Annotated in this window: 11 protein-coding genes and 2 riboswitches; of the genes, 5 read left to right on the top strand and 6 right to left on the bottom strand. The window is 31.7% G+C overall.

What is annotated here, in order from left to right; all coding sequences use genetic code 11:
* Positions 1-2: 2 nt before the first annotated feature.
* The gene (locus tag ACWJJ2_RS10240) at positions 3-1193 is read left to right on the top strand and encodes an L-lactate MFS transporter (RefSeq protein ID WP_216303188.1); all 1191 of its coding nucleotides are present in this window, start codon (positions 3-5) and stop codon (positions 1191-1193) included.
* Between the two features lie 202 nt (positions 1194-1395).
* Here the strand turns inward: ACWJJ2_RS10240 and thiT are convergent, their stop codons facing one another.
* Positions 1396-2037, bottom strand: coding sequence for an energy-coupled thiamine transporter ThiT (thiT, locus tag ACWJJ2_RS10235; RefSeq protein WP_216303187.1), 642 nt, complete (start codon positions 2035-2037; stop codon positions 1396-1398).
* Positions 2038-2124: 87 nt separating this feature from the next.
* Positions 2125-2229: riboswitch (TPP riboswitch) on the bottom strand.
* A gap of 272 nt (positions 2230-2501) precedes the next feature.
* On the opposite strand from thiT, the gene ACWJJ2_RS10230 reads away from it, so the two are divergent.
* A complete protein-coding gene (locus ACWJJ2_RS10230; protein WP_216303186.1) occupies positions 2502-3365 on the top strand; it encodes a polysaccharide deacetylase family protein in 864 nt (287 codons plus the stop codon).
* A 66-nt stretch (positions 3366-3431) separates the two neighbouring features.
* On the opposite strand, the gene metA is transcribed toward ACWJJ2_RS10230, so the two are convergent.
* The gene (metA, locus tag ACWJJ2_RS10225; RefSeq protein WP_216303185.1) at positions 3432-4349 is read right to left on the bottom strand and encodes a homoserine O-acetyltransferase MetA; all 918 of its coding nucleotides are present in this window, start codon (positions 4347-4349) and stop codon (positions 3432-3434) included.
* 112 nt (positions 4350-4461) lie between these two features.
* Positions 4462-4573, bottom strand: a riboswitch (SAM riboswitch).
* A 210-nt stretch (positions 4574-4783) separates the two neighbouring features.
* Between metA and ACWJJ2_RS10220 the strand changes: the two genes are divergently transcribed.
* Positions 4784-6169 (top strand): MATE family efflux transporter, encoded by a 1386-nt coding sequence (locus ACWJJ2_RS10220; RefSeq protein WP_253198189.1) that lies wholly within the window; start codon positions 4784-4786, stop codon positions 6167-6169.
* Between the two features lie 83 nt (positions 6170-6252).
* Here ACWJJ2_RS10220 and yjeM read toward each other — a convergent pair whose 3' ends face one another.
* Positions 6253-7785: a glutamate/gamma-aminobutyrate family transporter YjeM gene (yjeM, locus tag ACWJJ2_RS10215; RefSeq protein ID WP_216303184.1), complete on the bottom strand. Its 1533-nt coding sequence runs from the start codon at positions 7783-7785 to the stop codon at positions 6253-6255.
* 237 nt (positions 7786-8022) lie between these two features.
* Here yjeM and ybaK point away from each other — a divergent pair, with 237 nt between their 5' ends.
* Entirely contained in the window at positions 8023-8493 is a 471-nt protein-coding gene (gene ybaK, locus ACWJJ2_RS10210) for a Cys-tRNA(Pro) deacylase (RefSeq protein WP_216303183.1), read from the top strand.
* 432 nt (positions 8494-8925) lie between these two features.
* On the opposite strand, the gene ACWJJ2_RS10205 is transcribed toward ybaK, so the two are convergent.
* The 3 genes from ACWJJ2_RS10205 to ACWJJ2_RS10195 all read right to left on the bottom strand — a co-directional run bounded on the left by ACWJJ2_RS10205 (position 8926) and on the right by ACWJJ2_RS10195 (position 10808).
* Entirely contained in the window at positions 8926-9480 is a 555-nt protein-coding gene (locus tag ACWJJ2_RS10205; protein WP_220286748.1) for a sugar O-acetyltransferase, read from the bottom strand.
* Positions 9481-9769: 289 nt separating this feature from the next.
* On the bottom strand, positions 9770-10030 hold the full coding sequence (locus ACWJJ2_RS10200) for a hypothetical protein (protein WP_462953224.1): 261 nt from the start codon (positions 10028-10030) through the stop codon (positions 9770-9772).
* Between the two features lie 223 nt (positions 10031-10253).
* The gene (locus tag ACWJJ2_RS10195) at positions 10254-10808 is read right to left on the bottom strand and encodes a hypothetical protein (protein ID WP_216303180.1); all 555 of its coding nucleotides are present in this window, start codon (positions 10806-10808) and stop codon (positions 10254-10256) included.
* A gap of 410 nt (positions 10809-11218) precedes the next feature.
* Between ACWJJ2_RS10195 and ACWJJ2_RS10190 the strand changes: the two genes are divergently transcribed.
* The gene (locus tag ACWJJ2_RS10190) at positions 11219-12448 is read left to right on the top strand and encodes an aminopeptidase (RefSeq protein WP_187351415.1); all 1230 of its coding nucleotides are present in this window, start codon (positions 11219-11221) and stop codon (positions 12446-12448) included.
* Positions 12449-12766: the final 318 nt, after the last annotated feature.

The raw sequence follows: 12766 nt of genomic DNA, 5'->3' as shown, positions 1-12766 counted from the left end.
ATATGAAATTTAAGCAAAGGTGGATATATGTGATTTTGGGAATTATAATTATGATGTGCTTAGGCACTGTATACTCATGGAGTGTTTTTAGGATTCCAATTGAAAAGGCTTTTAATATAGGATCTACTCAAAGTGGCTTTCCTTACATGGTTTCTTTAGCAGCTTATTCATTTTTTATGTTTATAACTGGAAAATATTTAGAGAAATACAGTCCAAGAATGGTTGTTTCTATGGGTGCACTTCTTGTAGCATTAGGATGGATATTATCTGCATATGCACCAAATATATATATTTTAACTATAACATATGGGGTAATAATTGGCGCTGGCGTAGGCATAGCATATGGAGCTCCGATGACGGTAGTAGCAAAATGGTTTCCAGAAAAAAAAGGCTTAGTAGTAGGCATTGTATTAATAGGATTTGGGTTGTCACCACTTATAACAGCTCCACTTGCAAGAAATTTAATAGAAAGTTATGGAATAACAAAAGCTTTCCTAATATTAGGTGTATCTTTTGGGGTAATAATACCTTTGCTTTCGTATCCATTTAGATATCCGTCTGATGTGGAAAGTAAAAGTCTTGAAACAACTGCAAGCACAAAAATTCATATGAATGGTACGAATACTGCTAAAATGATTAAATCAAAAAACTTTAAAGGGTTATATGTAAATTTTATGATTGGATCAATGATTGGACTAATGTTAATTGGAATGACAAGTAACGTTGGTGTAGAACTCATTAAGCTATCCCCAAAAACAGTAGCTTTATTAATGATCGTATTTGCAGTTTTTAATGGAATAGGTAGACCTATATTTGGCTTGATTACGGATAAGTACTCGTCTAAAACCGCCATGCTAATTTCTTACGCACTAATTATTATCGCAGCATTATTAATGCTAGTGGCAAATGAAGGCAGTTTAGTATTATTTAGTATAGCGTTTTCGATATTTTGGTTTAATCTTGGAGGATGGTTAGCTATAGCGCCTACTTCAACTCTTGATATGTATGGAACGAAACATTATAGTGAGAATTATGGTGTTGTGTTTACGGCATATGGTATAGGAGCCATTATCGGGGTGTTGGCTTCTGGACTTCTAATGGATATCCTTGCGAATTATAATTATATTTTTTATTTTATAATTGGTTTATGTATTATGGGTATTCTTTCATCTAAAAGAATGATTAAAACGTAATCTAACAGAATTGCCCATTTTAGTGGGCTAGAGTTAAGAGATGATTGATAGTAATTTCTAAGTTATTATATTTAATGCTACGTAATATTAATATTACGTAGCATTAAATATAATACAGTAAACTTCATGATGAACAGAATAATGTATTAGTATAACTTTTGGTTGAAGAAAAACGTGAAGTAGGTAGTAGATATATTTCGAGTTAATTTAGAGCTTTGGTTATAGCTAACTTTGATAATCGTTTTAAAGGTAGAAGCCCAATAATTACACAGGTAATAATGGTTTCCACACTTAGGTATGAACCGTTATATAAAAGGGAGTATAAATAAACAGAGGTTCCTTTTGGAGCATAGCTTCCGAAGAACACTACTCCAGAAATAAAATGGCATGTAAATCTAGCTAGCATTGCTACGACTACGCCAATAAGTATGACCTTAGTATTACGTGATCTAAAGTAACCAACTATTCCAATGGCCATAAAAGGAAGCGGATAATCAAATAGTACTTGCACTGGATGGAGTGCGAAGGGTGCTACTAAAAAATTAATAATTCCAAATAAAAAACCTGTTAAAAACCCAACTTCAGGACCATAAAATAAGGATATAAGTATGATTGGAACCATGCTCCCAGCAGTAATGCTACCACCTTGTGGTAATTTTATAATTGTAATAAACTGCAATACAGTAGATAATGCAAGAGATATACCAACTAAAGTTATCATCTGCGTAGTAAATTTAATTTTCCTAACTTTCAAAACTGCATAGATTAATAACAAAACTCCTAATAGTGCAAAAAGAGCAATGGGGGTTTTTGTAATTTCAGCGATTCTTTCGGTAAAAGTCATTTTTATAGCCTCCATGTATTGTGCTACAGAAGTATTATGGCAAAAACAAAAAAACTATATTCAAAAAAGGAATATAGTTAATGTACTTATACATCATAACCGCTTTCCTCCGCTGGTATTATCCAGATCAGGTATAAGGGTCAATGAATTAAATATTCATATCTCAGCCATTAGGCACCCCTAGCACATATATTATTATTATAATTTAATTATATAGAAGTATATTATATTTTACAACCTGTTTTAGATATTTATGAATTAAAAGAAAATAATAAAATAAAGAAAATACCGGAAAAGATTGATTTTATAATCTGGATGGTATAAAGTTAATAAATGTAAGGTGATCAATTTAGCATTAGGGTTACAAAATACTCAGGGAATTTATTATTAAGGGGTTTTGTATTAGATGATGAAGATTAAAAAATAATATGTGTTTCCGAAAAAATACATACAAGGAGGTTATTATGAGAAAAAAAATAATTTTAATATTTACACTCGTTATTTTAATGTCTCTTTCGGGGTGTTCAAGATCGAAGACTGCTACAATAAAAAAAACTGCCCCAGTTAAACCAGCAACTGCAGTTGAACCCATTAAACCGGCTGAACCCGCTCAAACCTCTTCGATACCCGCTTTTGACAAGACTGCTGTTATGAAGGCTTCAGGAAAGAGTGTTCCAGTTTTAATGTACCATTCAATTGACTACGAAAAAGATAATCCTATTCGTCTTCCTGTTAAAAGATTTGAGGAGCAACTAAAATATTTAAAAGATAATGGTTATTATACTATTACACTTACAAATTTATATGAATATCTTATTAAGGATATACCAATACCTGAAAAATCCATAGTTCTTACTTTTGATGATGGTTATGAAGATAATTATACGGATATGTTCCCTGTTTTGAAAAAGTATAATTTTAAAGCAACAATTTTTGTTATTACTGGTAGTATTGATAAAAGTCCTAACTATATGACTTCGAAACAGCTTGTGGAAATGGAAAAATATGGAGTGGAAATAGGGAGTCATACCGTAAAGCATGAAAATTTAAAAGAGATGCCTAAGGATAAGCAACTAGAAACTTTAGTTAAATCTAAAAAAGATTTGGAAAAAATATTAAATAAACAAATAAAATTCTTTTCCTACCCTTATGGTGGATACAGCAAAACTTCAATTGAGGCTGTACGAGAAGCAGGGTATACAATGGCTTTTAGTACTGACGGCAGATGGTCTTCCAAAGAGGATGGTATACTTTCCTTACATAGGGTATATATAAGTTCATTCCATGACATGGAAGAATTTAAGAAACGTATTTCTAATACAGATTAAATTTTAATAAAGTTCAATATTTAGAGTTGGGTCCCTAAGTTACTAGGGGCCCAACTTTTATATGTATTATTCTAGGTACACCAAATTGTAAGGTGTCTCCTGATAAACATAATAATTTAACCAGTTTAAAAAAAGCAAACTTGAGTGACCTCTCCATTTTACGATAGGTATTTTTAATGGATCGTCTTTTGGATAATAATTTTTGGGGACATTTATATTTAAGCCGTTTGCTATATCCCTGTCATATTCATTTTTTAATGTTAATGGATCATACTCTGAATGCCCGGTTATAAAAATTTGTCTTCCCTTTTTTGCTGATACAATGTAAATGCCTGATTCCTCAGATTCTGATAAAATTTCAAGCTCATCTATCTTATCAATATCAACTTTTCTTATTTCAGTATGTCTTGAATGTGGAACATAAAATTCATCGTCAAATCCACTCAAAAGTTTAACGTTTTGCTTTGTTATTTTATGTTTAAACACTCCAAATACTTTACTATCAAGTTTATGTTTTTGCACTCCGTAATGATAATGAAGCCCTGCTTGAGCACCCCAACAAATATGCAAGGTAGAGTATACATTGTGAATACTCCATTCCATAATTTTTTTAAGTTCCTCCCAGTAATCCACTTCTTCAAAGGGAATACTTTCAATTGGTGCGCCAGTTATTATCATTCCATCAAATCTAGAGTTCTTTATTTCTTCAAAAGTGTTATAAAATTTAATTAAATGTTCCTGCGATATATTTTTACATGCATGGCTTGCAGGGTGAAGAAGAACTATATCAATCTGTAGTGGAGAGTTTCCAAGAAGTCTTAAAATTTGTGTTTCAGTATCGATTTTTGTTGGCATAAGGTTTAAAATCACAATTTTTAAAGGCCGAATATCTTGGTGAAATGCGCAGTCTTCTGTAATAGTAAAAATGTTCTCTTTATTTAAAGTTTTAAACGCTGGAAGATTGTCAGGTATTTTTATTGGCATTTGCATCCTCCTTGTAATTAGGCATCTTATAAAAAAAAGCTGCTTTCCTATAAGGAAAGCAGCATGATTAACTTTAATAAACAATAAAATTGTATTATAAAATTTGCTATCGTCCTTATCTTTCAGATTTTATAATCTGATGGAATTGACACCATTGCACTCCACTTAAGAATGCTGGTTGTCGGGCATCATCGGGCCAGTCCCTCTGCCGCTCTGGATAAGTTGTATTCAGTTGTTATTGCTTAGTATATTACTCGTAAAAGCAATTGTCAATAGGTAAAAATGTCTTTGTTTTATTTTTGACAATATTGAACATATGTGTTACGATTGCTACTGTTCATCGGAGGGTATATAGATAATTATATGCTGGATAAGATGGTTGGATAAAGCCAACTGCCTTATCCAGCATTTTTTTATTTTAGGAGGCACATATTATGACACAACAGAACATTTTAACAGAAGGAAAGGTTATTATGAAACAAGAGAACACTTTAACAGAGGGTAAGGTTATCCCAACGCTTTTAAAATTTGCATTTCCGTTTCTATTAGCAAGCTTGTTGCAAGCACTCTATGGTGCAGCTGATTTGTTGGTTGTTGGACAGTTTGATAATTCGGCGCAAGTTTCTGCTGTGGCAACAGGAAGCCAGATTATGCAGACAATCACAAGCGTTATCCTTGGATTAACAACTGGAGGTACTATTTTAATTGGCAACTATTTGGGTGCAAAAAAATATAAAGATATTGCAGAGTCAGTTGGAACTATCATTTGTACATTTGGTATAATAGCAGCTGTGTTGACTGTAATTATGGTGGTAATGACAGGTACTATTACAAATTTAATGAATACGCCAACAGAGGCATTTAAATACACAAAACAATATATTTTTATCTGTTCTTGTGGTATTCCATTTATTATAGGGTACAATGCGTTGAGTGGTATTCTGCGAGGGCTAGGCAATTCAAAAGCACCATTATTCTTTATTGCGGTAGCTTGCGTAACTAATATTATGGTAGATTTAATATTAGTGGGTGGGTTCCATATGGGGGCTCCAGGAGCTGCAATTGCTACTATAGCTGCTCAAGCTATAAGCTTCATAATTGGGGTGCTGTATATAAAAAAGATAGGTTTTAACTTTGAGTTTCATCGTAGTCATATTAGGATTGAAGCAGGAAAAGCAAAGAAGGTATTTAAGCTAGGATTACCAATAGCATTACAGGATGGTTTAATTAATATTTCTTTTATAATAATCACAGCAGTTATTAATGTAATGGGACTTACTGCTTCTGCATCTGTAGGTGTTGTCGAAAAAATAATTGTATTTACAATGCTTCCAACGATTGCATTTGCTTCAGCAATTGCAGCAATGACAGCTCAGAATATGGGGGCAGGAAAGAAGGAAAGAGCAAAACAATGTTTGTATATAGGCACGGGATGCTCATTAATATTAGGAATAATATGTTATGCATATGCACAATGGAATCCAACATCGCTTACAGCATTGTTTTCTAGGGATACAGCGGTCATAGAAACAGCTGCATTATATATTAAATCATACAGCATCGATTGCATTTTGGTATGCTTTGTATTTTGTATGAACTCGTTTTTTAGTGGTTGTGGTAATTCGTTATTTCCAATGATTCACAGTTTAATTGCTACATTTATCATTCGTATACCGTTATCTTTTGTTTTAAGTAAAATAGTAGGTATGACTCTATATGAAATTGGATTTGCTTCTCCTCTTGCAACATTCGCATCACTTGTAATGTGTATAATCTACATTAAATCAGGTAAATGGAATAATAATAAAATTATTTATTGAGAAAATTATATAATATAATGTGAAAAGTAAAAAAATGATTTCTGTGCACAACACAGAAATCATCTTTTTGATTCAGCATAGACTTATTTAAAATTTTTATTTACAAAGGGTATATTTTTATTTAAATATTTCTTTTCATAGTGGCTATACATAAACCAGGCAACAGCCCCAAAGAATACTGGGCCACCTATACTCTGAAGCGTTATGATCAATTTTCCTTCCAGTGCTGGTTGTATTATTGAGAAGAAGTTTGCAAATCCAACAGTGAACATAACAACTATTGTCCATATTAGTGCACTTCTTTCAGTTTTGAATATTTCAAAAGGCTTAATAATATCTTTGTTTTTCTTAAATGGTGTAAAAGCAAAAGCTATAAACATGTATGGAAGAGTCATAGCTACATTAGTCATAGCTACTAACACAACGAAAAAACCTGACATATTCTCTCCACCAAAGGATACAAGAGCAATAATAACACAAACTATTGTAGCTTGAATCCACATAGCCCTTTGAGGCATTCCATTTTTCATTTCTGCCATTTTCCCAGGCCATAATTTAGCTGGAGTACCTTCAATTAATTGCTTTAATGGAGAAAACATTAATGTAAAGAATGCACCGGCTAAAGCTAAGAACATTGAAAGCCCAACGAATCTAGCTACTCCATGCGCCAAAGCTAAACATGTTGCTTCGCTTGCACCGAATGCACTACCAAGAGAATACCCTAGGTTACTCATTACTACATAACCAACATTACCTAAGTGAACGCCATTTCCAGTCATAACAGTTGACCAGTTAGTAAATATACCAACAAGGAATAGTCCAAGTGCGTATCCAACTGAGATAATAATTGCTGAAATAACAACACCCTTAGGGAAGTTTTTTTCAGCATTTTCTGTTTCGTCAACTAGTCCTCCAACAACTTCAATACCACCATAAGCAAATATAGCAAATACTACGAAAGCAAATGATGAAATCATATTTCCAGAATAAGCAGGATCTGGCGAGGATATGAATGAACTAAGTCCAGTTATTGGCTGAGCTAACTGGCCATGATTTCCTATAAGGACTAGTAGAGATCCGACTAATAATACTACGTTTAACAATGCAACTGCAGTGCCACCTAGTGATGTTACCTTTTTAATTTTATCTAATCCCTTAGTTGATATAAATGTAACAAATATTATCCAAAGCATTCCAAGTATTCCTAAAGTTTTAGGGCCGGTTAATCCAAATAAGGCCCAAGTCTGTGTTGTGTCTTTTCCAAATATTGCATTTGATATTGGAACCCAAACTCCTGAGGCAACGTTAACCATCCAAATTACATAAGATGCATACCACATGAACGTTGCCATAAACGCAAATTTAGCCCCCACTGATTTTTCCATCCATGAGTAGATTCCACCTTTTTCATCCTTGAAAGCTGCACCAAACTCAGATAGCATGAAAGCAAAAGGAATAAAAAATGTTATTCCAGACAGTATGTACCAAGGAATGGCAGCATAACCCATTTTATAGAATGATCTGGGAATGTTGTTAAATCCATAAACCGAAGTAAAAATCATTAAAACTAATGATACTAATGTTAAATGTTTAGTACTTTTTACTTTTTCCGACATGTTTTTTCCCCCTTTAATGTAGACGATCTAAGTTAATTTACTTTGTTAATATCATTATATAGCAACTGGTAAAAAATTCAATAGCAAAGGGGCATTTATAGTTAATAATTGGAAGAAAGTCCAATATATACTATGGTGATTAGGTAAATAGTGCATAAGGTAAGAAAAGAGGATATAATAAAGGAAGCTTTGAAACTAACTTTTTATTGTAAATCCATTTAAATAAAGGGGAAGATGATGATAAAAACAAATGCTATGCGAATTTTAGATAAAGGGAATGTAGAATACAATGTTATAACTTATGATATCAAAGATGATAAAATAGATGGAGTGTCTGTGGCAAATAAGATAGGTAGAGATGAAAAGTATGTCTATAAAACTTTAGTGACACATGGAATTTCTAAAAATATTTATATTATATTAATTCCAGTTAGAGAAGAAATAGACTTTAAGAAAGTAGCTAAAGTAACTAACGAGAAAAGAATAGAAATGTTAGATTTAAAGGATCTTCAAAAGGTTACAGGATATGTTAGAGGGGGGTGTTCCCCTATAGGTATGAAGAAACAGTATAAAACATTTATTGATAAAAGTGCTCTCGAAATAGATACCATAATTGTAAGTGCCGGAAAAATAGGAGTTCAAGTAGAAATCAACGCAAATTTATTAAAGGATAATGTGGAGGGTGAGTTTGCTTTTTTAGTAAAGTAATCTAACAATTATTCTGAGGGATTATCCAATCGGGATAATAAATTATCATAGGGTGGTGTATTAGCAATTTTAAAATAGGGGATGTTAATGATAAATTACGTTTCTAAAAACTTTTAACGACATTTCAGAAGGAAAGTCTCACACTTCTATAAGTGGGAGTAACTACTATAAGTGGAAGTGTTTGCACAATTGGGTGTAAAATATATGCAATTACGGTTTAGATAAGAAGAAGTTGAACTTAGGTTACAAAAGAATGTGAATAAAAAAATTGGCAAAAGCCAGATAGTGAACTACTGAAATATATATTTCAGTAGTTTTTTGAATATCGAGCATTTTTAATATTACTTGTAATTTATTTCATTATCGGATTTCAATTTAAAGATGAAATGTTGATACAACAGTTGTTAGTACTATATTAGGTACTTTTATTAATTAATCAATATTTTTTATTATTCTACAAGGATTTCCAACAGCGATAACATTAGCTGGAATATTTTTTGTAACCACGCTACCAGAACCTATTACGCTATTATCCCCAATAGTTACACCGGGATTTATTATAGAGCCACCACCAATCCATACATTATTACCTATAGTTACAGCTTTTGTATAATCAGCATTTTTGGGCCTTAATTTGGGATCAATTAAATGAGTTGCAGTAAATATGCTTACATTAGGAGCACACAATACATCATGTCCAATTTTTACAAGTCCATCATCTAAAACCAAAAAATTAAAATTCGCATAGAAATTTTCTCCAATTTCAATATTAGTGCCATAATCACAATGAAAGGGAGGTTCTATTTCAAAATTCCCGCCTATTTCTCCAAGTAGTTTTTTAATAATATTTATTCGCTCGATTGTTTCCTCGGGATCTGTATTATTATATAGTTTTGTAAGATGCCTAGCTTTATTTCTTAAGAGTACTAAATCTTTATCATAGGCATTATATATTTCACCATTTAGCATCTTTTGTTGTTCATTCATTTTATACACTCCTTATTATACTTAGTTAGTATGAGTATAGCATAGTAGAATAAACAGTAGAATTAAAGAGCCAATAAAGCTTAATATAGAAAGTAAAGTGATTAGAAATGGAACCATGTGATATGTCTTTAAAGTATATGATATACAGCGAGAATAAGGGGCGCGTTTCACAAGAATTTGGAAAGGAAATTATGGCAAAATAAGCATGGAAGAACAAAAAACTAAGTCACTTAGATTATTTATGTGACTTAGCCTAATCATATGATTTTGCTCGAATCTAAGTAGAAAATTATTTTTTTACATTGTCTTTGTCCGGCATAGGCATCATATGGTGCATATGCATCATACACATCATACACATCATATGCATCATATGCATCATACAGTTCTGCATCATAGGATCCATTGGTGTCTGATTCATAGGCATCATTGACATCATAGGATTCATTTGATTCATAGGCATCATTGACATCATAGGATTCATTTGATTCATAGGCATCGTAGGATTCATTTCTTTCATGTTTTTACAGTCCATTGAATAATTTTTCATAAAAATCTCCTTATAAAAGTTATACACAATATATTATTATGTAAAATAACATTTTATGTTACTACCTTTTCTAATTTAAAACATACTTCTAAAGAATCTTTATTGTTTTATATATAAGTAATTGTAAGTAGTTAAAGAGAACTACATGATTACAAAATTTCAAAATAAAATTAAACCATTAAAAAATGCGATTTTTTAATGGTTTAATATTTGTGATACTATACTATTTTTTTAATTCCGTTTTTCCTGTCAATTTACTTTTGGCATCCATTTTGAATGTAGATTTAGATTCATCAGTAGTAAAATATATATTTCCGTCAACGGTAGCATCTTTTAACTGAAAGTTATTTGCAGAAACATAAAGATCACCTTTGAAAGTCCCATGTTCTATACTGCCGTTAACACTATTGATAGTTAATTTTGGAACAGTTAAAGTGAATCTAGCAGTTATGTTTTTATTCTCATCTTGGCTGTATAGAGCTATCTTACGTTGTATAATATCTTTGCCACTATCATCTTTTTTACCGTTTTTATACTCACCATCAACTACAAGATCTTTATCAATAGCTAAATCCTTTGTTATTGCAATAATCCATGTCCCCTTGCTACTTATAGCCTTTTCAAAAGTAGCTGTAGTATTTACTATTGAAGCTGTAGTTACTACATTTGGGGTTGTTTCTGGCGGTGTTGTTTGTTTTGGGGGTGCAGGTTGCTTAGCACATCCTACAAACAACACAGTTAATAGAGCTGATGTTAATAGTACAATTTTTGATTTCATGAAAAATCCTCCTTATTAGTAAAATAATTATCGGTTTAAATGTAGTATAACCAAAATCATAAAAATTCATGTTTTTAAATAAATTATATTTAAGTAAAAGTCAGATATGATTATTTTGAGATAATTGTTTTGATTTAGTTCTCATAATTATCTTTATATAATAATATTACTAGTATAGCGGTTATAAAGATTATTATCATTGAAGTAAATAGAAAAGCAGATAGATGAAACTAAACATTAGATTTCATACGCTGTTTTTTATGGTATAATTTTCTTGGATGTACTAATAATAAATTATAAATAAAGTAAGCAAAATCAATCCGTGCAGAAGGCTACACGAGATATTGGAAGGAAGTGAGTATTTAGTGAATTTGAGTACTTGTTGTACACTTACTCGCTAAAAATAAATTATGAATAATGAATTATTAGAAAAATATGCTCTTTTATTGGTAAAAACAGGAATTAATATTCAAAAGAATCAAACACTTGTAATCAACTCGCCTATAGAGTGCGCGTCTTTTACTAGAATTGTTTCTCGAAGTGCTTATATAGAGGGTGCTAGGGAAGTAATTATAAATTGGAGGGATGAATTATCCTCAAAAATTAAATTCATGCATGCGCCAGAAGAGGTTTTTGAAGAATATCCGGAATGGCAGAGAGATTTTTACTTATCTAATGCACGAATGGGCGCAGCTTTCTTAAGTATTTCAGCCTCTGATCCTGAACTTATGAAGGATGTTAATCCGCAGAGATTGTCAAAAGCACATAAAGCAGCTAGTACTGCAATAAAAGAATACAGAGATAGGCTTATGAGTAATAAAAATGTATGGTGTGTTGCATCAATTCCAACTTTATCCTGGGCAAAAAAAGTTTTTCCAGAATTATCAGAGGATAAGGCAATGGAAAAACTTTGGAACTCTATATTTAAAACAGTAAGGGTTGATACAGAGGATCCTGTTGCTTCATGGGAAACTCACAAAAGCAATCTAAAAAAAAGTATGGACTTTTTAAATTTGAATAACTTTAAATATTTGCAATATAAAAATTCATTGGGTACTGATCTTAAAATTGAGCTTCCAGAAAATCATTTATGGCTTGGAGGATCAGATTATACCCCAGAGGGCATAGAGTTTATAGCTAATATGCCTACTGAAGAGGTATTTACACTTCCTAAAAAAACTGGAGTTAATGGAATAGTAGTAAGCTCAAAACCTTTAAACTATAATGGAAATCTAATTGAAGAATTTTCACTTACTTTTAAGCAGGGAAGAATTGTAGATTTCAAAGCAAAAAATGGTTATGATATTTTAAAGAGCATTATTGAAACCGATGAAGGATCTTATTATCTTGGTGAAGTGGCTTTAGTACCATATGATTCTCCAATATCAAATTCAAATATACTATTTTATAATACACTTTTTGACGAAAATGCATCTTGCCATTTGGCTATTGGGAAAGCATATCCAGTATGCATAAAAAATGGTGAAAATTTAAGTAGTGAGGAACTTGCAAAACTAGGGGTCAATGATTCCTTTGTGCATGAAGATTTTATGGTTGGCACAGGAGATTTGCAAATAATAGGTATTACAGCAGATGGAAAAGAAATACCTATATTTAAGAGTGGTAATTTTGCATTTTAACCACATTTCAGAAGGAAAGTCTACTACTTCTATAAGCGGGAGGTAACTACCCTAGCAAAAATAAAACTTCAGTGGGATTATAAATATCCTTCTGGAGTTCTTCAAAGCTGTGCAGCTACCCAGGAGATGATTTAAAGGATAGAGATAAATATTATTTCACTATGGTATGATTTTATAATGATATAAAAAAATGATTGTATAAAAAAGTAAAAAAATATTGTACATGCATTCATAATATGTTAATATAAGTATATAATAGTAATTAATAATTGCTATCTAGAGAATCTAATATGATAAACAGCATATCCTCTTTTAAGG

Source organism: Clostridium sp. CM039 (assembly GCF_055081075.1).
The sequence above is the reverse complement of the archived record's forward strand: the minus strand, read 5'-3'. Positions and strand labels throughout refer to the sequence as shown.

What these genes read in the sequence shown, in the direction of transcription:
- ACWJJ2_RS10240 (WP_216303188.1), top strand. Translation starts at nt 3, where the DNA reads ATGAAATTTAAGCAAAGGTGGATATATGTGATTTTGGGAATTATAATT.
- thiT (WP_216303187.1), bottom strand. Translation starts at nt 2,037, where the DNA reads ATGACTTTTACCGAAAGAATCGCTGAAATTACAAAAACCCCCATTGCT.
- ACWJJ2_RS10230 (WP_216303186.1), top strand. Translation starts at nt 2,502, where the DNA reads ATGAGAAAAAAAATAATTTTAATATTTACACTCGTTATTTTAATGTCT.
- metA (WP_216303185.1), bottom strand. Translation starts at nt 4,349, where the DNA reads ATGCCAATAAAAATACCTGACAATCTTCCAGCGTTTAAAACTTTAAAT.
- ACWJJ2_RS10220 (WP_253198189.1), top strand. Translation starts at nt 4,784, where the DNA reads ATGACACAACAGAACATTTTAACAGAAGGAAAGGTTATTATGAAACAA.
- yjeM (WP_216303184.1), bottom strand. Translation starts at nt 7,785, where the DNA reads ATGTCGGAAAAAGTAAAAAGTACTAAACATTTAACATTAGTATCATTA.
- ybaK (WP_216303183.1), top strand. Translation starts at nt 8,023, where the DNA reads ATGATAAAAACAAATGCTATGCGAATTTTAGATAAAGGGAATGTAGAA.
- ACWJJ2_RS10205 (WP_220286748.1), bottom strand. Translation starts at nt 9,480, where the DNA reads ATGAATGAACAACAAAAGATGCTAAATGGTGAAATATATAATGCCTAT.
- ACWJJ2_RS10200 (WP_462953224.1), bottom strand. Translation starts at nt 10,030, where the DNA reads ATGAAAAATTATTCAATGGACTGTAAAAACATGAAAGAAATGAATCCT.
- ACWJJ2_RS10195 (WP_216303180.1), bottom strand. Translation starts at nt 10,808, where the DNA reads ATGAAATCAAAAATTGTACTATTAACATCAGCTCTATTAACTGTGTTG.
- ACWJJ2_RS10190 (WP_187351415.1), top strand. Translation starts at nt 11,219, where the DNA reads ATGAATAATGAATTATTAGAAAAATATGCTCTTTTATTGGTAAAAACA.